Raw genomic sequence first — 22,084 nt, 5'->3', positions numbered from 1 at the left:
TTAAACATGATTACAGGAAATTATCCAAATTTAAGACTTAGACGAAGTCGTAAAAATGATTGGTCTAGAAGGTTAATTCAAGAAAATAACCTTTCATCTAGTGATTTTATATTACCTATATTCTTAATTGATGGAAAAAATATAAAACAATCCATTAAAACAATGCCTGATGTTTATAGGTACACAATAAATACGCTTGGAATTATTGTAGATAGAGCAATCAAAAACAAAATACCAATGGTGGCATTGTTTCCGTATACAAATAAGACAAAAAAAAACGATATTGGTACCGAAGCATTAAATGAGGATAATCTTGTTTGCAGAGCAATTCAATATATCAAAAAAAGGTATAAAAATGAAATTGGTATTATGTGTGATGTAGCTTTAGATCCTTACACTTCTCATGGTCATGATGGTTTAATAAAATCAGGCTATGTCTTAAATGATGAAACTATTGAGGTCTTGATAAATCAATCATTGTTACAAGCAGAGATTGGTTGTGATGTTCTGGCTCCTTCAGACATGATGGATGGTAGAATAGGCAAAATAAGAAAGGCTTTAGATAAAGAAGGTCATGAAATGGTTCAAATACTTTCTTATGCAGTAAAATATGCCTCAAGTTTTTATGGACCATTTAGAGATGCTGTTGGTTCAAAAGGTTTATTAAAAGGTGATAAGAAAAATTATCAAATGGACTTTAGAAATAGCAATGAGGCAATAAGAGAAGTGGCTTTAGATATTAAAGAAGGGGCTGATATGGTTATGGTTAAACCTGGTATGCCATATTTAGACATAATTAAAACACTTAAAGATAAATTTAAAATTCCTGTTCTCGCTTATCAAGTCTCAGGCGAATACTCACTATTAAGTAATAGTATTAAAAAAGGTCTAATAGATAAAAACTCAGTGTTAGAGAGTTTAATTTCTTTTAAAAGAGCCGGAGCAAACGCTATAGTAAGCTATTACGCTGATAGAATTAACAATTTAATCAAATAATTATTTTAAAAGATTAATAAAATGAGTCCTAGAAGTAGGAAGATTTAAATTATTTGGTTTTAAAATACTTTTTTCAAGATAATCACTAACAAGCTTTAGACCATTGAGTAAATTTTTTAAATTAACATCAATATTATTTTCATCTATTAAAAAATTTGGAATACTTTTTTTTTCGGTTGAAGATTTGACATAATAATTCACTTCATTATCAACAATTTCTTTTTCAGCCATAGTTTTTAATTCCAAATCATATCCCAATAATTTTAAAAGTTCTAACTCCCAGAAAATATATCTTTTTATCCAATTATCAGAAGTTAATATTTCAAAAAATTTATCAATTAATTTAAAAATTTCTTTATTAGATTGAGCTTCAGCAGTAAGAAGTTTTATAAGATGCATTGCCGAGGTTATGCATGATAGTTTTTGATTTTCATCAAAATAGAGTGGTGTTAAAGCTTTTAAAATTTCTATTTTAAAATAACCAATTCTAGTAACACTTTTAGAATTATAGTTTACATAGATTTTATTACCAATTTGCAAATAGTTTTTGATTTTTTTTGAAGTTCCACCAAAAATTATTCCTGAGATTTTTCCATGGTTTTCTGTAAAAACTTCTGCAATTATTGAGTTTTCGCTGTATCTATTTTTAGAAACTAAATAAGCGCTATCGTCCCAATTCATTTTTTTAAAACATCCTCAAAACATAAAGATGCAGCATTCTGTTCTGCGTCTTTTTTAGAAGTTCCCTCTGCTGTGAAAAATCTAGTATTTTTTAATTTAACAGCAACTTTAAAGAGTGGTTTGTGTCGAGGCCCAGTATTAGATATTAGCTTATAAATAGGCAGCACTTTAAAAATTTTAAGTGAGTATTCTTGGAGTTTTGTCTTTGCATCAATTTGGGTTATAACACTCGCTGTAATATGGTCACTCCATAAATTAAGAATAAATTTTTCAGTGAAATTTAAACCTTTATCAAGATAAATCGCTCCAATTAAAGCCTCTAAACAGTCTGCTACTATTTTATCTTCAATTTCAATTTTTTTATTTTTAGGGTTTAAAACTAAAATATATTTTTCTAGTTCAATTTTTTTAGCAATTTCTAAACATTTTTTTTTATTTACTAATGAAGCAAATTTTTTATCTAATACCCCTTCTCTTTCTTCTGGATAAAGTTCTAATAATTTTTTTGCAATAATAAGACCTAAAACCCTATCTCCTAAGAATTCAATCTTTTCATTATTGTTTATTGAATCAAAACTTTTGTGTGTTAAGCTTTTAAAAAAGATTTTTTGATTTGAAAACTTTAATTTTAATTTCTTTTCTAGTGTTGTGGGGTTAGTTTTCATTAAATAATTTTCTTAAAAAACCTTTCAAATCTAATTGTCTTATGCCATTTCCAAAAAGAAAAAATATTTCCAATTCTAAAATCAGATGAAAAAAAAATAAATTGAGCTTTACCGACTAGATTATCTTCATGCACATATCCGACACTAGTCAAGTATCTACTATCTTTAGAGCAGTCCCTGTTATCTCCTAAGAAAAAGTAGTGTTGAGAAGGAACTATAAAATTATCAGAATTTTGAAAACTATAACTTTTTAAGTATACACTATTATGTATTTTTCCATTTGGAAGTTTTTCCTTAAATGTATTAACATTTATTGTTTGATTTCCACAATAAATTTTATCATTTAGAGAAATTCTAGATTTTAATATTTGATTATTATTTACAAATAAATCACCATTAATGAATTGAATATTATCACCTGGTAGACCAATTAATCTTTTAATATAATCTGTTCTATTATCAGCAGGTGTTTTAAAAACAATAACATCACCAACCTTAGGTTTATTAAAAAATAGTCTTCCATTTATTATTGATGGGCTAAAAGGAAAAGAATGCTTGCTATAACCATAAGAATACTTCGTAACAAATAATCTATCGCCAATTAAAAGTGTTGGTTCCATTGATGACGATGGGATATAGAAAGGTTGAATAAAAAGAGATCTAATAACAATAGCTATTACTAAAGCATAAAAAATTGTTTTAATATTATCAATTATAATTTTTTTTGTTATCATTTTTTTTGTAAAATCACGTAGGCTATAGAATATTTTTTTTCATCTGAAATTGACAGAAAGAAATTAAAGGATGATATTTTAAATTGTTTTTTAACAATTTTTTTAATTTTATTTGTGACTACAAATGAGGGTTTGCCTAACTTATCGTTAATTACAGTTATATCCTTAAAATTTAAATTCTCTCTAAAACCAGTTCCAATTGCTTTAGAAAATGCCTCTTTAGCAGCAAATCTTTTAGAATAATAGGATTTCTTATTAGTTATGTTTTTAGCTGACAATATTTCTGAGCTAGAAAAAACTCTTTTAATAAAATTAACATTTTTTAAAGATTCATGTATTCTAATATTTTCTACTATATCAATACCGATACCAAGAATTTTCATATTTATTTATTGGTTATTTTTTTAAATGCCTTAATAGTTTTTTTTAAACCATTAGTAAGCGACTCACCAATTATGAAATGACCGATATTAAATTCCGTAATTTCTTTAATTTTACTAAGTATAGAGGTAGTTTTATAATCAAGACCATGGCCTGCATGAACCTCAATTCCAAGTTTAACACCAAGCTCTGAACATCTTTTAATTTTTAAATATTCATTTTTATAATTTTTATTTTCTTTTACTAAATTAGAAATTTTTCCTGTATGCAGCTCAACACAATTAACATTTAATTCTTTTGCAATTTTTATATCTTTTAACGTTGGGTTAACAAATAAACTGGTTCTAATATTTTTCTTATTAAATAAGGATATTATTGTTTTTATCTTTTTTTTATTTTTAATTAAGTTTAATCCACCTTCTGTTGTCACTTCCTTTCTTTTTTCAGGAACTATACAAATAAAATTAGGTCTATTTTTTAATGCTATATTTATTATATTTTCGTTTAGTGAAATTTCTAAATTAGTGATTATTTTTTTATCTTTACAAATTTTAACAACATCAGCATCTTTTATATGTCTTCTGTCTTCTCTTAAATGTATGGTTACTGAATGTGCTCCACATTTAGTTACATGTTTAGCTATAGTAAATGGATCAGGGTGGAACGATCCTCTTGCATTTCTTACTGTAGCAACATGATCAATATTAACACCTAGTCTTGTCATTTAATAAATCTACTTCCAGGGACTGTAATTGGAGTATTTTTAAGGCTTTCTGGAAGGTTGTTTTTCTTGAATGTTGGAACGTCTATCTTCATATGTGAGATAATATTCTTTTTTATCTTTAATGAATTCTTGGTTGATCTATCAATAATTGAGGCAAAACCAATAAGTTTTGCGCCTGGTTTTGTAATCAACTTAACACACTCTAAACTCGATTTGCCAGTTGTTATAACATCTTCGATTATTAAAACTTTTGATCCTTTTTTTATATGAAAGCCTCGTCTTAAAGTAAATTTACCATTAACTCTTTCACAAAATATTGTTTCTTTTTTTAAAATTTTACCAATTTCATAACCAATAATAACACCTCCCATTGCAGGCGCTAAAATCAAATCTATAGATTTAAATTTTTTTTTAATTTTTTTTGCTAATGAATTACAAATATCCTTGGCTAAATGTGGAAAGCTTAAAAGTTTAGCACACTGAATATATTTAGGTGAATGTAAACCTGACGAAAGTATAAAATGACCTTCTAGAAGTGCGTTAGTTTTTTTTAAAATATTTAAAGATTTTTCGTGTGAAAGCATTACGTTCCTTTAACCAGTTATCCTCATGTCTAATGATTTTAAATTTTATTTCCTTTTGTTTTAACTCACTGATAAAATTTGTAAAGTTCTTCAAGTCTTTTATAATTAGATTGAATTTAAAATTGATATATTCTTTAGACTTTTCTTTCATTTCAACACTCGAGATGTTTAAACTATGGCTACCAAGTAAAGTTGTTATCTCACCTAGTTTCCCTGGTTTATCAGGCAAAGAAATCCAAAGCGTAGTATTGTATTTTTTAATTCTTTGAGCCTTCTCTTCTCCTTTTTTATACCAATACTTTCTAATTGCTGATCTTGCTTTTCCAGTTTTTGTAACAGGTATCCAGTGCAATGAAGGTGATTTATTTTTAGAGGTGATGATATCCACAACATCTCCATTATAAAGTATACTTTGTAACTCACTATCGTTACCATTAATCTTGCAAGCTATAGTACTATTACCTATATTGGTATGCACAGCATATGCAAAATCGATTGGTGTTGCATCCTTTGGTAATTTAATTACAGATCCCTTTGGGGTAAAACAAAAAACATTTTCCTGAAACATTTGTAACTTGGTATACTCATAAGAGTGTTCTGGGTTTTCATTCTTATCAATAATTTCAACTAAATCGGCAAGCCAATCATATTCTTTCCACGTTAATGAATTAAATTTTTCAGAAGATTTATATTTCCAATGTGATGCTATGCCTCTTTCTGCGTATTCGTGCATTTGAAATGTTCTAAGCTGTATTTCAATCGGCCTTCTATTGGGTCCTATAATTGAAGTATGTAATGATTGATATTTATTAATCTTAGGCGACGAAATATAATCTTTAAATTTTCCAGGTATACAATTCCACTCTTTGTGAAATATACCAAGAGCTTTATAGCAGTCCTCAATGCTATCTAGTATTATTCTAAATCCAATGATATCTGAAATTTGCTCTAGTGATATTCTTTTTTTTTGAACTTTTCTCCAAATAGAAAAAGGAGTTTTTTCTCTCCCGATAATTTCAGCATTTATTTTGTATTCATTTAACAATCCACTGAATTGCAATGAAATTGAGTTAAAGCTATTTACCTTATCATCTTTAATTTCATCTAATCTTTTTTTTATAAGCTCTCTTGCATTATTATTTAGAACTTTAAAAGATAAATCCTCTAGTTCATCTCTAATTCTATGCATCCCCATTCTATCTGCTAATGGTGCATAAATTTCCATAGTTTCTTTAGCGATACGTTCTTTTTTTTCAATTTTTGAAATTGCATCGATTGTTCTCATGTTGTGTAATCGATCAGCTATTTTAACAAGTAGAACTCTAATATCTTTTGAGGTTGCTATGATTAATTTTCTAAAATTTTCTGCTTTTGATGTAGATGTGGCTTGATTTTCAAAGACTGATATTTTTGTTACACCATCAACTAAATCGGCTACCTCTTGCCCAAACTCATTTTTTATCGTTTCGTAAGTAGCATGTGTATCTTCAATTGTGTCATGAAGCAGTCCTGTTGCTATAGTTGCACTATCTAACTTTAGTTCTGTTAATATATTTGCTACAGCTATGGGGTGAATTGAGTATGGGTCGCCAGAATCTCGTTTTTGATTTTCATGTGCTTTAACTGCAAAATTATAAGCTTTATTTAATTTTTCTGGATTTAAAAACTTATTATAAACTTTGACTTTATTTATTAACTCTTCAGAATTAAGCATTTTTAACTATAACATCAATTCATATTTGTTTGATAGATCTTAAATCTTTAATCGGTAAGGAATTAATTAAATTAACTATATTAATCTTAGATTCTGGATGTTTCCAATCCCTATCTATTTCAAATAATGGCAACAAAACAAAATTTCTCTTAGTCATCTTTGGATGAGGAATTGTTAGTTTATTACTGTTTATATTCAAAATTTTTTTATCATAATCAATTATATCAATATCGCACGTTCGTGGATCATTTTTTTTTGATCTAACTCTGCCTAATTTTAATTCAATAAAGTTACAAATCTTTAATAATTCTAACGGTTTTAAGATTGTCTCAATTTTTATAACAATATTTATAAAATTTGGCATTAAAGAGTTTGGCCAGGATTTTGATGAATAATGAGATGATACTTTTGTGATCTTAATTTTATTTTTTTTTAGTTCAGACATGGCCATATGAATGTTGGTAATTTTGTTACCTAAATTTGATCCTATTGCTAAATATGATTTTTTAACTTGATTTTCTAATGTGTCTTGCTTTTTCACGATTCCAATCTCTATTTTTTTTTGTTGCTCTTTTATCAAATTGTTTTTTACCTTTAGCTACTGCTATTTCTATTTTAGCTTTTCCCTTTTTAAAATACATCTTTGTTGGAACAAGAGTAAAACCATCTCTCTGCATTTTACCAATTAATTTGTTAATTTCTTTTTTATTTAATAACAACTTTCGTTCATCAGTAGGATTATGATTTGAATAACTGGCTTGTTTAAAAGCTGCAATATGAGAATTAATTAAAACTATTTCACCTTCTTTTTCTACAGCGTAAGAGTCTGCAATATTAACTTTTCCCTCTCTAATGGATTTAATCTCTGATCCTTTAAGAACTATTCCTGCTTCAATTAAGTCTTCAAAAAAAAAATTAAAACTTGCTTTTCTATTTAAGCAAATAATTTTTAAACCAGAATTGGCTTTCTTGTTCATTAGAGTAGATTTGCTGATACTAAAGCTTTTTTAACAATATCCTTAGTTGGGTCTGTAACTTTAACCAAAGGTAACCTAACATCGTCATCACAAAAACCCAAGAGTTTTGCAGCATATTTAACAGGGCTTGGATTGCTTTCTACAAACATGGAGCTATGAACCGGTTGTAAAATTTTATCTAGCTTGATCGCTTCAAGCTTGCTCTCATCATTTTCTGTTTTTGAAGCTTTTTGAAAATCAGAACATAACTTGGGGGCAATATTTGCTGTTACGCTTATAGATCCAATACCACCTCTGTTATTAAATTCTAAAGCGTTATCATCATTACCTGTCAGTTGAACAAAATCACTTCCCATTTTATCTTTTTGCTGATTTACTCTATTTAAATCACCAGTAGCATCTTTAACGCCAACGATATTTTTCAATTCAAATAATCTAGCCATTGTGTCAACAGACATGTCAATTACAGACCTACCAGGAATATTATAAATTATAATTGGTATCCCACATTTGTCGTTTATTGCTTTATAGTGTTGATATAATCCTTCTTGATTAGGTTTGTTATAATATGGAGTTACTATTAAAACTGCATCTGCACCTGCTTTTTCTGCATGCGTTGTGAGAGAGATTGCTTCTTTAGTTGAATTAGATCCAGTACCAGCAATAACTACAGTTTTTCCGTTGCTTTCTTTAACGCATAAATCTATTACTTTTTGATGTTCATCGTGACTTAATGTTGGCGATTCACCTGTTGTTCCAGCAGGTACCAAGCCGTTAGTACCATTTAATATTTGAAAATGAATAAGCTTAATGTAAGCTTCAATATCGAGCTCATTATTCTTGAACGGGGTTATTAAAGCAACATTTGATCCTTTGAACATAAATACTTATAACATAGTTTAAAGATTCATTTAGTAAATTTATGCCTAGAAAGATATTTTTTATAAAATCATTATTATTAAGTTTGATAATAATGGGAAATGTATTTGCTGTTGAAATAACAATAATTCCCATAAAAAAACCAGTTTTAGGTGAGGCAGCTCAAAGAGAGAAGGTAACCCAAGGTATTATTAAACCTAAGTCCAAACCATCAAAAGAGATAGAAGAAACTAAAACTTTAATTGTTAAAGAAGATTCAAAAAAAATTGATTTTCTTATCCCTAAAAGTAAACCATTAGTTGTTAAAAAGAGCAAATCAGAAGTCAAGACTAAGTCAAAATATTATAGTCAAAAAGATTACATGATTGCAAAAAAATCAATTGCAGCAATGCAAAAAAGTCAGTGGTCAGCAGCACTATCACAGTCTAAAAAAGCTAAGGACAAATCTATATATAATTTTATTCAATGGAGACATTTGCTAACTACAGGCAACCAAGCAAGTTTTTATGACTATTTATCATTTATAAAAAATAAAAAAAATTATCCAAGAATAAGTAGACTTCGGTATTTAGCCGAACACAAACTTTCAACAGATAAGATCTCACCAAATAAGATCATAGGTTGGTTTAATTCTGAGAAACCATTAAGTGGATATGGAAAACTAATACTTGGAGAAAGTTTAATATTAACAGGTGATATTACCAAAGGCACCTCTCTAATTAAAGATGGCTGGATAACTGCAGATCTAAACAGGTCTAATATGAAATTTTTTAGGAAAAGATATAAAAAATATTTAAACGCAAATGATTATATTAATCGTGCAGATTATTTAGCTTGGGAAGGTAAATCCTGGGATTTAAAAAGAATGTTACGTTATTTACCTAAAGACTATGAGTTACTTTATACGGCTAGACAAATTTTAATGAGTAAGTCTTATGGTGTTGATAATGCAATTAAAAATGTTCCAACAAAACTTAAAAATGATGCTGGACTAAATTACGATAGGCTTAAATGGAGAAGAAAAAGAGGAAGAGTCGACGACTCCTTGAAGATCATATTTAAAGTTCCAAACAATAAAGATTATTTAGTAAGGCCAGACAAATGGTGGAAAGAAAGAGCAATAATGACAAGAGCTCTTATTTATAAGAAGAAATATGAGTCAGCTTATAAAGTTGCAAGCAAACACTCTTTAGACATTGGTCCAGAATATGCAGATGCTGAATGGATGAGTGGTTGGATTGCTTTAAGTTTTTTGAATGATCCTATTTTAGCAATAGATCATTTTAATAATTTTTATCAGAATGTGAGTTATCCAATTAGTTTATCTCGTGGCGCTTATTGGCTAGCGAGATCTTATGAAAAAATTGGAGATAAAGCACAATCTAAAAAATGGTATGAAGAAGCAACCAAATATTTATCAACATATTATGGTCAACTAGCATTTTTAAAAATTAAACCCAATGAAACATTTGAGTTAGATGAGCAAGCTATTGTGCCTGTTACTTATAGAAAATATTTTTATAAAAAAGAATTAGTAAAAATTGTTCATCTTTTAGATGAGTTAAATAAAGATAGATATACAAAAAATATATTAAGACACTTGGCTAATGATAATATTAAGGATGGAAGTGAAATTTTAGCAGCTGAACTTGCAACTAATATATCAAGATATGATTTTGCAATACAAGTTTCAAAGATTGCATCTTATCAAAAAAGATTTCACAATGATTTTAACTATCCAATAATAAGTACACCTCAATACGTTAATGGAAGAAAAATACCAGAAACTGCTTTTATTCTATCTCTTATTCGTCAAGAAAGTGAGTTTGATATGAGAGCAAACAGTCATGTTGGCGCTCAAGGATTAATGCAATTAATGCCCTACACCGCTAAACTAGTTGCTAAACAAGCTAAGCTTCCATATTCAAAATCAAGATTAACATCTGATCCTGAATATAATATTAATCTGGGATCACATTATATAGCTGGTTTAATTTTACAATATGATGGGGCTTATCCTTTTGCAACAGCTGCTTATAACGCTGGTCCAAAAAGAGTTAAATATTGGAAAAAGATAAATAAAGACCCTCAAAAGAAACAAGTTGATTTTGTAGATTGGGTTGAATTAATTAAATTTAAAGAGACCAGAAATTATGTTCAGCGCGTTATGGAAAACTACAATGTCTATAGATATATTTTGGAAAAAAAGCCTATTAAAATGAAGAATTTTTTTAAAGACCAGCCTTTATTTTAATGGCGGAAGAGGAGGGATTCGAACCCTCGGTACAAGTTTCCCCGCACGGTCATTTAGCAAACGACTGGTTTCAGCCTCTCACCCACTCTTCCACTGCGACATTGATATAACCGATTGTATTGAATATTCAATATTTATAAAGTAATTCTTGAATAATATTATGAAAAATAAGTATTCAATATTCTCATTAGTTAAAAATGCTTTTTCCTATCATGAAAATTGGCAAAAAGCCTGGAAAGATCCCACTATAAAAAAAGAATATGATGCAGTTATTATTGGTGGTGGTGGTCATGGATTAGCAACTGCCTACTATTTAGCAAAAAAACATAATATGACAAATATTGCTGTAGTAGAAAAAGGTTGGATTGGTGGTGGTAATACTGGAAGAAATACTACGATAATACGATCCAATTATTTATGGGATGCTAGTGCTGGTCTTTATGATCATGCATTAAAATTGTGGGAAAGCTTATCCCAAGAAATAAATTATAATGTAATGTTTAGTCAAAGAGGTGTGATGAATCTTGCACATAACTTACAGGACGTTAGAGATTTAAAAAGAAGAACACATGCAAATAGATTAAATGGTATAGATGCAGTTTACTTAAGCACAGAAGAGGTTAAAAAATTTTGTCCTATCATTAATACTTCACAAAATATTCGATACCCCGTACTAGGTGGAACTTTACAAAGAAGAGCTGGTACTGCAAGACATGATGCTGTTGCTTGGGGGTATGCTAGAGGTGCAGATGAAATGGGAGTAGATATAATTCAAAATTGTGAAGTTAAAGGAATTAAAAGAAACGGTGATGTAGTAGAAGGCATTGAAACAACAAAAGGTTTTATAAAAACAAAAAAAATTGGAGTAGTTGCTGCTGGTCATTCAAGTGTATTAGCGAACATGGCAGGCTTAAGGTTACCATTAGAAAGTAAACCTCTTCAAGCTCTAGTTTCAGAGCCAGTTAAACCAATTATTGATACAGTGGTGATGTCTAACGCTGTCCATGCTTATGTCAGTCAATCTGACAAAGGCGAACTTGTAATAGGTGCTGGTACTGATGATTATATTTCTTATTCACAAAAAGGTAGTCATGATATTGTTGAAGGGACATTAAATGCAATCTTAGAGCTTTATCCAATTTTTAGTAGAATGAGAATGCTTCGACAATGGGGTGGAATTGTTGATATCTGCCCAGATGCTAGTCCCATTATTAGTAAAACAACCATAAAAGGTTTGTATTTTAATTGTGGCTGGGGAACTGGTGGGTTTAAAGCTACACCTGGATCAGGTGATTTATTTGCTCACACCATAGCAAATGATGAACCACATAAATTAAATGCAGCATTTAATTTAAATAGATTTATTAGTGGAGACCTTGTTGATGAACATGGTGCAGCGGCGGTAGCTCACTAATGTTTTTAATTACCTGTCCTTTTTGTGGTGAACGTGAACAAAGTGAATTTAAAGCTGGTGGTGAAGCGCATATTGAAAGACCTAAACAGCCTACGGAATTAAGTGATGATGAATGGGCTGAATACCTGTTTATGAGAAAAAATATTAAAGGTATTCAATTTGAAAGGTGGAACCATGCTCATGGTTGTAGAAAATGGTTTAATATGGTTAGAGACACCTCTAACGATACAATTAAAGCTGTATATAAGATGGGTGAAAAACCTCCTATAAAATAATTTAATGCAAAAAAAGTTAAGAGTTACAACTAGTAAATATATTGACGAGACTTCTAGAGTTTCTTTTAAGTTCAATGGAAAAACTTATTTTGGATACAAAGGTGATACTCTTGCTTCTGCACTGCTAGCAAACGATGTTCATTTAGTTGGAAGAAGCTTTAAATATCATAGACCTCGTGGGATAATGACTTCTGGCTCTGAAGAACCTAATGCAATTGTCCAAGTTAATAATAATACAGCACTAACGGAGCCAAATGTTAGAGCAACGGAACTTGAAATATATCATGGGCTTGAGGCAACTAGTCAAAATTGTTGGCCTAGCGTTGACTTTGATATTGGTGGTATAAATAATTTTTTATCCCCCCTTCTGCCTGCTGGTTTTTATTACAAAACTTTTATGTGGCCTGCTAACTTTTGGGAAAAATATGAATATGTTATAAGACATTCTGCTGGCCTAGGAAAATCGCCAACAGAACCTGACCCTGATATATATGATCATAAATACATTCATTGTGATGTTTTGGTAGTTGGTGCTGGTATAAGTGGAATTATGGCTGCAAAAACCGCAGCAAAAAATAATCTTAAAACATTATTACTTGATGAAAAAAATGAAATAGGAGGATCTACAATTTTCCAAAGCTCAGAACATGTTAAAGTAAATAATCAAAATTCTTCTGCATGGTTAGAAAATGAAATTAACGAATTGAAAAATATTGAAAACCTAGAAATTAAAACAAGAACTAGTGTTGCTGCTTATCATGGTTACAATTATCTATTAGCAAGAGAAAATTTAACTGATCACCTTCCTAAAAATGAAAAAAATAAACAGATAAGACAAAGGTTATTAAAAATTAGAGCTAAAAAAGTTATTGTTGCTACTGGTTCTTTAGAAAGACCTCTAGTTTTTAATAATAATGACAGACCAGGCGTTATGCTTTCTTCTGCTGTTAAAAGATATGCAGATTACTATGGTGTTGCAACAGGACAAAAAAATATATTTTTTACTAATAATGACACAGCTTATGAGAGTGCGATTTCATTACAAAAAAAAGGTATTAAGGTTGAAGCTATCATAGATATCAGAGAAAAAACTAACACCATATTTACTCAAGAAGCTAAGGATTTAGGGATAAAAATTTACAGATCACACACAGTTGTAAATACAGAAGGTTATAAAAGAATTAATAAGATTACGATAATGGAATTATCAAAAGATGGACAATCTTTTGCTAGCTCAGAAAAAATTGAACTTGATTGTGATTGTCTAGCAATTGCTGGCGGATGGACACCAGCTGTTCATTTATTTACTCAATCAGGTGGTAAATTAAAATTTAGAGAAAAAGATCAAGTTTTTATTCCTGATAAATATCCATCAGATCAAATTAGTATTGGCTCAAGTAATGGGGATTTTGAATTAAATGATATTATAAAAAATTCTATAAAATCTTTAAAAAAATTTCTGGATATAAAAGAAACTGAATTCGATAATTTAGAAATAATTTGCCCTAAAGATAATGAGCTAAGAAATATTTGGTTACTACCATCCGATAAGCTTTTAGGAAAAACGAAACCCTTCGTTGATTATCAAAATGATGCAACTGCAAAAGATATTAAGCTTGCACTAAGAGAAGGTTTTAGATCAATTGAGCATGTAAAAAGATATACAACAACTGGAATGGGTACCGATCAAGGTAAACTTGGTAATATGCATGCACTAGGTATTATAGCAGAAACGGCTGGTGTTAAGATGGGTGAGCTTGGAACTACAACGTTTAGACCTCCTTACACTCCTTTAACATTTGGAACAATTGTTGGTCGAAATGTTGGTGAATATTTTGATACATTTAGAAGAACACCTATGAATGATTGGCATATAGAAAACAAAGCTGAATTTGAAAATGTAGGTCAGTGGAAAAGAGCTTGGTACTATCCAAAAAATAACGAAAATATGCATGAGGCAGTTCAAAGAGAAAGTAAAGCTGCAAGGAATAGTGCTGGTATATTAGATGCTTCAACACTTGGTAAAATTGATATTCAGGGCACTGATGCCTCAGAATTTTTAAATAGAATTTATACAAATGCTTGGTCAAAACTAGCTATAGGAAAATGTCGTTATGGTTTAATGCTTAACGAAGATGGTATGGTTTATGATGATGGAGTCACAACTAGACTTGATGAAAATCATTATATCATGACAACAACAACTGGTGGTGCTGCAAACGTATTAGGAAAATTAGAAGATTACCTTCAAACAGAATGGCCTGACCTGGATGTTTATTTATCATCAGTTACTGATCATTATGCAACAGCTAGTATCTGTGGTCCAAATAGTAAAAAAATTCTAAATAGATTAATACCTGATCTTGATCTTTCAGATGAAAGCTTTCCACACATGTCTTTCAAGAATGCTAAAATTGATAATATTAAATGTAGAATTATGCGTATTAGTTTTACAGGTGAACATAGTTATGAAATCAATATTCAGGCGAACTATGGTGAAGACTTATGGGAAAAATGCATGGAAGCAGGTGAAGAATTCAATATAACTCCTTACGGTACTGAAACAATGCACTTATTAAGAGCTGAAAAAGGATTTATTATTGTTGGCCAAGATACTGATGGAACAATGACACCCATAGATTTACAAATGGATTGGATTGTTAGTAAAAAGAAATATGACTTTATTGGTAAAAGATCTCTTTATAGATCTGACACCATGAAAGAAGATAGAAAACAATTAGTAGGTTTAGTGACGGATAATCCAACTGAAGTTTTAGAAGAAGGAGCTCAGATAATTGCTAACACTAGTTTAAAGCCAGTTGAAATGTTAGGTCATGTAACATCAAGTTACTATAGTCCAAATCTAAATAAATCAATTGCACTAGCTGTAGTAAAAGGTGGTAAAAATATGCTAGGTCAAAAATTATTTATTCCAATGGAAGATAAAAATATTGATGTAACTATTGTTGATCCTGTGTTTTTTGATAAAGAAAATGTGAGGTTAAATGCTTAATTATAAAACTTCTATTAAAGGTGATGTGACTTATTCTGATTTAGTGATTAAAGAAATTAAACCTATCATGAAATTAATCATAAGAGGCAAAACAAAAGATTTTATTACAACTATTGGTAAAAATTTTAATATGGTCCTACCAACAGAGGCAAATACATCTACATCAGCAGAAAAGCTTACTGCATTTTGGTTAAGTCCTGATGAATGGATGTTGATATCAAATGAAACTGTTAGTGAGGATAATAATACTTATCAAGTTGAAGACGAATTAATAAAAAATATATCTAAAGCTAAATTGGGTGCTGTAACTGATGTTAGTGACCAATTTGTAATGTTGAATATAAAAGGTAGTAAGGTTTTTGATTTATTTGCTACTGGATCTCCTTTTAACTTTAATGAATTTAAAAATAAGAAAGGTTCAGTTGTTCAAACAATACTGTCGCATATTGATGTAATTATCCATCTTACAGAAAAAAATGAGGTTAATTTACTTGTTAGACGCTCTTTTTCCAAGCATTTGCACTCTTGGATGAGTGATAGTGCGTCAAGGTTATAACCTTATATTAATTAAAATTGTTGTTATATCAGGTATATGAAAAAAATACTCCTTGTGGTGCTATTAGCACTTTTACCCTTCTCTCTTAACGCAGAAACTAAACTTGATCAGATTATGTCTTCTGGTGAATTGAAAGTTGGAACAACAGGCGACTGGGATCCAATGACTATGAAAGACCCAGCTACTAATAAGTATGTTGGTTTTGATATTGACGTCATGCAAGAATTAGCAAAAGATATGGGTGTAAAAATTACTTTTGTACCTACTGAATGGAAAACTATTGTTTCTGGAATTACCGCAGGAAGATATGATATTTCTACAAGTGTAACTAAAACTCCAAAGAGAGCAGAAGTTGCCGGGTTTACAGATACTTACTACAAGTATGGAACTGTTCCACTAGTACTTAAAAAGAATTTAAAAAAATACTCAACTTGGAACTCTTTGAATAATAAAAGTGTAACTATTGCAACAACACTTGGAACTTCTCAAGAGGAAAAAGCTAAAGAATTTTTTCCAAAATCAAAATTGCAATCAGTTGAATCTCCTGCAAGAGACTTTCAGGAAGTATTAGCTGGAAGAGCAGATGGAAACATTACAAGTTCAACAGAGGCCAATAAATTAGTTATCAAGTACCCTCAATTAGCAATTGTTCCTGATGGAGAAAAAAACCCTGCCTTTTTAGCAATGATGGTTGATAAAAATGATAAAGTTTGGAATGATTATGTTAATGCATGGATTAAAGATAAGAAATCGTCTGGTTTCTTTAATAAACTACTCGCTAAATATAATTTAAAAAGCTTATAAAAAATTAGATATTAATCTCTAATTCATTATAACTTTAAGAGTGAAAAATTTACTTTTTTTACTTTTAATTTTACCCCTTAACTCTTGTAGTGGTCAAGAGTTAGGGTGGTTTATTCTATCACCTAATAATGTTGAGGGGTTAACTAACCTAAAATTTTTACTTAGTGGTTTAACAACAACAATTTATATATCAGTTATATCTATAATTATTTCTGCAATTTTAGGGTTTATTGTTGCAATACCATCCTTAGCTAAAAATAAATTTTTAACATACATAAATATCGGATATGTGGAAATTGTAAGGGCTATACCTCTACTTGTTTTAATTTTATGGATTTATTACGGTTTACCTATAATGACTGGATTAAGCTTCAGTCCATTCGTCTCAGGAATAATTGCATTAGCAATAAGTGAGAGTGCTTTTCAAGCAGAAATTTTTAGAGCAGGTATAAACTCAATTAAGAAATCGCAGTGGGAAGCTGGTTCATCACTAGGGTTAACTTTTTATAAAAGATTAAGATTCGTAATTCTTCCACAAGCAATTAAAAACATTTTACCTGCATTAGGAAACCAGTTTGTATATGTGTTAAAAATGTCTTCATTGGTATCAATTATTGGCATTGGTGACTTAACAAGAAAAGCTAATGAATTAGTTGTGTCAACTTATAGACCATTAGAAATTTATACATTCTTAATTTTAGAGTATTTAATTTTGATATTAATTGTTTCATTCTTTGTGAGAAAATTAGAGAAAAAACTTGAACAGGATGGAAATAATTAATGAGTAATTTAGATAATACAAATTATGACGTTGATCTAAGTGATGGTGTTATTACCTTTAAAAATATTAATACTACACTTGGTTTTGTTAGATATAATGAGACAGCTGAAGTTGAATACATCTTTGTTAACCCTATGTTTAGACGTCAAGGACTTGCTAAAAAACTATTAAGTATTGTTGAGGAAAAAACTAAAATCAAACCTACACCTCAAGATCCAATCAGTCCTTTGGGTGAAAAGCTCTTTAAAATTAATAAACAAGAGATTAACTAAAACTCTGGGGCACCGGGTAACAGAACGCCCCTTCATACTCACTTACTTCTCTTTATATATAATGATGATTATTCCTTAAGTAGACCTCTGGCACACTAGTGGCACAATTTATAAATTAATCCTAATTTAAGTTTTCTTTTATGAATTTAATACTTTTAAGAAGCATTTTATTATCTATTTGATGTCCTAAGTTTTTTCATTTATTTTGCCCCACCTTTGCATCTATGAGATCCTGTGTAGAGATCTGGATGAGTGAAATTATCTTTATTTTTTCTACAAAAAACATCGTAAGGATCCCATGAATCTTTTGCTGTTGGTGTAACAAAGACGCTCTTAGCTAAATCAGGACATCCTTCAATATCATGTTTGTAATAAGTATCATTTCGACTATCGATTGATGATGTAACAGTATCTACTGCAAGAATATCAGAACCTTTTACATGTGCACCTTTATAAGTTCTTTTACCACACCCATAAGCAGCAGCCTGTGTGTGAAACAGTTCATGAAGAATAACTAAATCCATGTCTGGTTGTCCGTAAGTTTTAACTGCAGGTGTATAAATTACCATCATGGGTACAAAACCTTCGCCACCATCACTATTTCCATGTTTTGTTTTAAAACCTGCAAATGTTGCATAAACTTTTTTAGGATTATCAAACCCTTTTTTTCTAAGATATGGATAAATTAAATTATTAGGGTAATCAGGTATATCTAATTGTTTTTTTGAAATATTCATTCTCACAAAGGTTACATCCAGATTTCCTTCTTTAGTCATATCTAATTTAAACTGTTGTCCTATACCATTTGATTTTTTATTTTTTGCAGACATTTTTAAAAATTTTTTATTTACAGTTTTTATCCTTTTTTCAATCCAGCCACTTATATCTAATTCTGTATCTTTACCATCTAATGTTAATAAATAGATAAAATGAATTTGATAATCGTCACTTACATCAGGTTGATCCTCAAAAAATCTTCCTGGTTTTGTATCCATTTTTACATTCTTTTCTTCTAGCGCTTTTGCTACTGCTATTTTAGTTTTTGCTATGGTTGATGCTTTAGCCTTGTCGTATTTCCAAACAATTTCTTCATTAACTGCATACAAATAACATTCTTTACCAGTATGTTTCTTGGCATATTTTGTGCATTGTTTATATGTTTTCTTATGGAGTTTTTCTAAATCTTTACCTTTATTAACTGCCCAAGAATAATTTTCATAATCACAACTGGCATAGAGAACGCTAGTTTCATTTTTTTTTGATAATTTTTTTAAATGTTTTTTTATAAATTTTTTGTTTGCTGATTTAAGACCTCTATCACACCCTGCAATAGACGTTACTCCAGGTTCATTAACACCTGCATGAGCATTCCCACTAAACAACAAGCCTAGAGCTATGATCCCTAAAAGTTTTTTAAGGTTTAACACAGGTTAATTCTCCATCATAAAGAACACAAGATACGACCTCTTTGCCTTTAGTTAAATGATATATAATTTGAAAAGATCCAGTGTAACTTCTACCATCATCACCAAAAGTCACAGGAGTAGCCGCCGACTCTGTGCTAAATAATTTGTAGCCTGCTTTGATCAAACTATTAACAGTTGTTCCTTCTGGAAGCTTTTCTACCTCTGCATAAGCATTCCCACTCAACAATAAACCCAGAACAACGATCCCTAAAATTTTTTTCATTAATTTAATAACCTAATGGGCAAATTTCTGCACGACCAATTGTCTTTGCACTAAGACTGCCAAGTTGATCATAGAAACAAACTTTATTCATACCAGAGGCTATATCAAAACTAAAAAATCCAGGAGGTTGTTGAGTTTGTGTTGTTGTTCCTGATGCTGTTCCAGAATTCAAAATAGCTAAACCTAATAATGCATTATTAAATCTTGCTTGTCTTTCTTGAGCACTAACTGGTCGTGACCAAACTTTTACTAATTTATTACTAGTATCAAAAAATTCATATCTCCAAGTATCAGCACCGGCAGCATCTGCACAATGAAAGCCTCTTAAATTGCCATCATTAAAAACCAACTTTGGTTTTACTAAAGCAACTTTTCTACACTCCTTCTGATAATCTGTAAAATTTGTTCCAACATTTAAAGCAGTTTGATTAATTGTACATCCACTCAATAACAAACCTAGAATTATGATTCCTAAAATCTTTTTCATGAACCAAGATCCTAGCAAATTCCAAATCAGGTGTCTAGGTGATGGAATCGAAATAAAATTTTTTAAAAAATATTTCAACCTCTGCGTCTAAGCTAAACAGACTATATAGTAGAGAGTAGAAGATACTCCTTTTTATATATCCGGGGTTAAGGTTCTAATCTTAAAGATAGTTCCTATCCCAGTTGGTACCTCTATTGATGTACCTGCGAGTCCAACAGGACAAGCATCGACTCCGTCCTCCTATAAAGGACGTTTTGGAGTCGTTATTAATCCTTGAATATTGAGTCCACAAAACATAGAATAATAGCTGAAGCTGTTGGTTTTGACCAAGATTCATGAAGCCAGGTCCACGGCACCGGGTAACAGAACTACCCTGCTAGCTTTAATTTTTCTTAGATTTTCTATAATCCCAAGGGTAATCAAACTCCATAGACCACATACCTATTTTATTAATTCTTGCATAATCTTCATCACGTACAAACTTTTTTGAATACCTTCTGTACGCAAATGCATAACCACTTTTAACTAAATAACTTGATAGACTTTCATTATTAACAAAACATTCTGCTAGTGTTCTTTTGTATTGATCTTTTCCTTCACTAATACATTCAACATTATTATTTCCAATTTTATCAATAAGGATTTGTTTTGCTGTAATGCCACAAAAAACTTTAATACCTTCTTTAAGACAACTTTGTTTCAATTCAGGTGTATCTATTCCAGTAAATCTAATTTTTTCTCCATTAAGATGAATTGTATCTCCATCAACAATTTTAATTGTTTGAGATTTGAGCTGATTAATAGTTAAAATAAATATTAGCGCAGAAACACTAATAAGAAAAATGGCTTTTCTTTTGTTTAAAAACATTATTTAAAAAGTATCCAATAAAGATGATTACTACAATACCCATAAACCAATTGGTTGCCATGATTGTGTAAAAAATATCCGCGTAATCTCCACCTTTAATATTAATTACATACCACAAAGATAAGAAAGGAAATGCAGTTAATCTTAGAACGCTTAAGTAAAGACTATAAACTGGTTTTTTAAGTGCCTGAAAAACTGCCGTTGTAATAAAAAACACAGGATAAATAGGAGCTATTAATGCAGCAACTTTTAAATATATAGCACCATGATAAATAGCTTCTGCATTATTTGTAAATTGAGATACAAAAAATTCTGCACCGAAGAATAAAATCACACCTGCCAAAGCCATGAATGATGATCCAAAAAATAATGCTTTAGTATAAAGCTCTCTTATACGGTTATAATTTTTAGCACCAAAGTTTTGTCCACCGATAGAAAGTACCGCTGTATTTAAACCAATTACTGGAAGTAAGAAAACTTGCTCAACTCTTAAAGCTGCACCATAACCTGCTGTCGCAAAATCACCAAATTGTCCAATAAAATATAGAATATTAAAAATACCTACACCGATAAACAGCATACTAATCATTATTGGCATTGCTTGAGTTAACAATTCTTTAAGAAGATTGAATTTAGGAATAAAGCATTTAATAGATAAATACTTTCTTAATTTACACGAGTTAATTTTGTAAGCTAAATAAATAGTACCAATAGATTGAGCGATAACAGTTGCTATTGCTAGACCACCTATACCATAAGCTGGAACAATTCCGTATCCCCAGATAAATAATGGGTTTAAAAAAATGTTTAAAAAGAAACTAAAGATAAGAACATTTCTATAGCTTTTAGTATCACCCTGTGCATTCAAAGCTCCATTTAAAGATATTTGGATCATAACTATAAATGTTCCATAAAAAATTATATCCAAGTACTCTCTAGTTAAAGCGATACCAGCAGCATCAGAACCCATGACACCCAAGAGAAAATCTGAAGCATTTAATCCAAATAAAGTAACGACAATTGACGTGACTAATGCAAAAATTACTGATTGGGCAATAAATAGTGATGCTTTATTAATCTTTTTAGCTCCTAATAAGTTACCAATGCCAGAGTTAGTTGCAGCACCAATACCAACACCAACAGCGATGATGACAAAATATATTGGGAAAGATTTAGCTATTGCACTTATAGCTTCTGCAGAAATTCTACCAGCAAACCATGTATCAACTAAATTATAGAATGTTTGAAATAAAGAACCAACACTAGCTGGAATAGTTACTTTTTTAAGTAATGACCAAATTGGATCTTTGGTTAAATTTATGGCTTTAGACAATTG

The 22,084-nt window shown here is 30.1% G+C and carries 24 protein-coding genes and 1 tRNA gene; 9 read left to right on the top strand and 16 right to left on the bottom strand.

All coding sequences use genetic code 11. The features are described from left to right. Window positions 1-6 precede the first annotated feature (6 nt). The gene (hemB, locus tag E5R92_RS00785; protein WP_168606225.1) at window positions 7-996 is read left to right on the top strand and encodes a porphobilinogen synthase; all 990 of its coding nucleotides are present in this window, start codon (window positions 7-9) and stop codon (window positions 994-996) included. Here hemB and recO read toward each other — a convergent pair whose 3' ends face one another. The 10 genes from recO to dapA are packed head-to-tail and all read right to left on the bottom strand — an operon-like array spanning window position 997 to window position 8,337. Beyond that, window positions 997-1,677, bottom strand: a complete 681-nt coding sequence (gene recO, locus E5R92_RS00780) for a DNA repair protein RecO (RefSeq protein WP_168606224.1) — start codon at window positions 1,675-1,677, stop codon at window positions 997-999. Then, complete coding sequence (gene rnc, locus E5R92_RS00775; protein WP_168606223.1) at window positions 1,674-2,342, bottom strand: ribonuclease III; 669 nt, start codon at window positions 2,340-2,342, stop codon at window positions 1,674-1,676. The genes recO and rnc overlap by 4 nt, the downstream gene beginning before the upstream one ends. Next, window positions 2,342-3,076 (bottom strand): signal peptidase I, encoded by a 735-nt coding sequence (gene lepB, locus E5R92_RS00770; RefSeq protein ID WP_168606222.1) that lies wholly within the window; start codon window positions 3,074-3,076, stop codon window positions 2,342-2,344. The genes rnc and lepB overlap by 1 nt, the downstream gene beginning before the upstream one ends. Continuing rightward, window positions 3,073-3,459 carry a holo-ACP synthase gene (gene acpS / locus E5R92_RS00765; protein WP_168606221.1) on the bottom strand — a complete coding sequence of 129 codons (387 nt, stop codon included), beginning with the start codon at window positions 3,457-3,459 and terminating at the stop codon, window positions 3,073-3,075. The genes lepB and acpS overlap by 4 nt, the downstream gene beginning before the upstream one ends. Window positions 3,460-3,461: 2 nt before the next feature. Continuing rightward, the gene (locus tag E5R92_RS00760; RefSeq protein ID WP_168606220.1) at window positions 3,462-4,181 is read right to left on the bottom strand and encodes a pyridoxine 5'-phosphate synthase; all 720 of its coding nucleotides are present in this window, start codon (window positions 4,179-4,181) and stop codon (window positions 3,462-3,464) included. Next, on the bottom strand, window positions 4,178-4,765 hold the full coding sequence (gene pyrE / locus E5R92_RS00755; protein WP_168606219.1) for an orotate phosphoribosyltransferase: 588 nt from the start codon (window positions 4,763-4,765) through the stop codon (window positions 4,178-4,180). Before pyrE ends, E5R92_RS00760 begins: the two co-directional genes overlap by 4 nt. Continuing rightward, window positions 4,722-6,479, bottom strand: a complete 1,758-nt coding sequence (locus E5R92_RS00750) for a bifunctional (p)ppGpp synthetase/guanosine-3',5'-bis(diphosphate) 3'-pyrophosphohydrolase (RefSeq protein WP_168606218.1) — start codon at window positions 6,477-6,479, stop codon at window positions 4,722-4,724. The genes pyrE and E5R92_RS00750 overlap by 44 nt, the downstream gene beginning before the upstream one ends. Before the next feature lie 19 nt (window positions 6,480-6,498). Further along, window positions 6,499-7,020, bottom strand: coding sequence for a 2-amino-4-hydroxy-6-hydroxymethyldihydropteridine diphosphokinase (gene folK, locus E5R92_RS00745; RefSeq protein ID WP_168606217.1), 522 nt, complete (start codon window positions 7,018-7,020; stop codon window positions 6,499-6,501). Beyond that, the gene (gene smpB, locus E5R92_RS00740; protein WP_168606216.1) at window positions 6,986-7,456 is read right to left on the bottom strand and encodes an SsrA-binding protein SmpB; all 471 of its coding nucleotides are present in this window, start codon (window positions 7,454-7,456) and stop codon (window positions 6,986-6,988) included. The genes folK and smpB overlap by 35 nt, the downstream gene beginning before the upstream one ends. Next, window positions 7,456-8,337, bottom strand: coding sequence for a 4-hydroxy-tetrahydrodipicolinate synthase (gene dapA / locus E5R92_RS00735; protein WP_168606215.1), 882 nt, complete (start codon window positions 8,335-8,337; stop codon window positions 7,456-7,458). The genes smpB and dapA overlap by 1 nt, the downstream gene beginning before the upstream one ends. A gap of 92 nt (window positions 8,338-8,429) precedes the next feature. Here dapA and E5R92_RS00730 point away from each other — a divergent pair, with 92 nt between their 5' ends. After that, a complete protein-coding gene (locus E5R92_RS00730) occupies window positions 8,430-10,589 on the top strand; it encodes a lytic transglycosylase domain-containing protein (RefSeq protein ID WP_229704542.1) in 2,160 nt (719 codons plus the stop codon). Here E5R92_RS00730 and E5R92_RS00725 read toward each other — a convergent pair. Beyond that, a tRNA-Ser gene (locus E5R92_RS00725) sits at window positions 10,590-10,681 on the bottom strand. A gap of 68 nt (window positions 10,682-10,749) precedes the next feature. Between E5R92_RS00725 and E5R92_RS00720 the strand changes: the two genes are divergently transcribed. From E5R92_RS00720 to E5R92_RS00690, 7 genes are read left to right on the top strand one after another with little or no spacing between them, the layout of a single operon-like run. Further along, on the top strand, window positions 10,750-12,003 hold the full coding sequence (locus tag E5R92_RS00720) for a sarcosine oxidase subunit beta family protein (protein WP_168606213.1): 1,254 nt from the start codon (window positions 10,750-10,752) through the stop codon (window positions 12,001-12,003). Then, a complete protein-coding gene (locus tag E5R92_RS00715) occupies window positions 12,003-12,278 on the top strand; it encodes a sarcosine oxidase subunit delta (protein ID WP_168606212.1) in 276 nt (91 codons plus the stop codon). Before E5R92_RS00720 ends, E5R92_RS00715 begins: the two co-directional genes overlap by 1 nt. Window positions 12,279-12,282: 4 nt before the next feature. Further along, window positions 12,283-15,291, top strand: a complete 3,009-nt coding sequence (locus E5R92_RS00710) for a sarcosine oxidase subunit alpha family protein (RefSeq protein ID WP_168606211.1) — start codon at window positions 12,283-12,285, stop codon at window positions 15,289-15,291. After that, the gene (locus tag E5R92_RS00705) at window positions 15,284-15,847 is read left to right on the top strand and encodes a sarcosine oxidase subunit gamma (RefSeq protein WP_168606210.1); all 564 of its coding nucleotides are present in this window, start codon (window positions 15,284-15,286) and stop codon (window positions 15,845-15,847) included. Before E5R92_RS00710 ends, E5R92_RS00705 begins: the two co-directional genes overlap by 8 nt. A gap of 36 nt (window positions 15,848-15,883) precedes the next feature. Beyond that, window positions 15,884-16,651: an ABC transporter substrate-binding protein gene (locus E5R92_RS00700; protein ID WP_168606209.1), complete on the top strand. Its 768-nt coding sequence runs from the start codon at window positions 15,884-15,886 to the stop codon at window positions 16,649-16,651. 40 nt (window positions 16,652-16,691) lie between these two features. Continuing rightward, complete coding sequence (locus tag E5R92_RS00695; protein WP_168606208.1) at window positions 16,692-17,432, top strand: amino acid ABC transporter permease; 741 nt, start codon at window positions 16,692-16,694, stop codon at window positions 17,430-17,432. Continuing rightward, the gene (locus E5R92_RS00690) at window positions 17,432-17,704 is read left to right on the top strand and encodes a GNAT family N-acetyltransferase (protein ID WP_168606207.1); all 273 of its coding nucleotides are present in this window, start codon (window positions 17,432-17,434) and stop codon (window positions 17,702-17,704) included. The genes E5R92_RS00695 and E5R92_RS00690 overlap by 1 nt, the downstream gene beginning before the upstream one ends. A 200-nt stretch (window positions 17,705-17,904) precedes the next feature. Here the strand turns inward: E5R92_RS00690 and E5R92_RS00685 are convergent, their stop codons facing one another. From E5R92_RS00685 to E5R92_RS00665, 5 genes are all read right to left on the bottom strand, one after another. Continuing rightward, on the bottom strand, window positions 17,905-19,131 hold the full coding sequence (locus E5R92_RS00685) for a hypothetical protein (RefSeq protein WP_168606206.1): 1,227 nt from the start codon (window positions 19,129-19,131) through the stop codon (window positions 17,905-17,907). Then, a complete protein-coding gene (locus E5R92_RS00680; protein ID WP_168606205.1) occupies window positions 19,118-19,393 on the bottom strand; it encodes a hypothetical protein in 276 nt (91 codons plus the stop codon). The genes E5R92_RS00685 and E5R92_RS00680 overlap by 14 nt, the downstream gene beginning before the upstream one ends. Window positions 19,394-19,397: 4 nt before the next feature. After that, window positions 19,398-19,880, bottom strand: a complete 483-nt coding sequence (locus E5R92_RS00675; RefSeq protein ID WP_168606204.1) for a hypothetical protein — start codon at window positions 19,878-19,880, stop codon at window positions 19,398-19,400. Between the two features lie 382 nt (window positions 19,881-20,262). Then, window positions 20,263-20,748, bottom strand: a complete 486-nt coding sequence (locus E5R92_RS00670) for a thermonuclease family protein (RefSeq protein ID WP_168606203.1) — start codon at window positions 20,746-20,748, stop codon at window positions 20,263-20,265. Further along, window positions 20,711-22,081 carry an MATE family efflux transporter gene (locus E5R92_RS00665; protein WP_168606202.1) on the bottom strand — a complete coding sequence of 457 codons (1,371 nt, stop codon included), beginning with the start codon at window positions 22,079-22,081 and terminating at the stop codon, window positions 20,711-20,713. Before E5R92_RS00665 ends, E5R92_RS00670 begins: the two co-directional genes overlap by 38 nt. Window positions 22,082-22,084: the final 3 nt, after the last annotated feature.

The sequence above is a fragment of the Candidatus Pelagibacter giovannonii genome, from assembly GCF_012276695.1.
Taxonomy (GTDB): Bacteria; Pseudomonadota; Alphaproteobacteria; order Pelagibacterales; family Pelagibacteraceae; genus Pelagibacter; species Pelagibacter giovannonii.
Note: the sequence above shows the minus strand (reverse complement) of the source record. Positions and strands in the feature narration are given on the sequence as shown.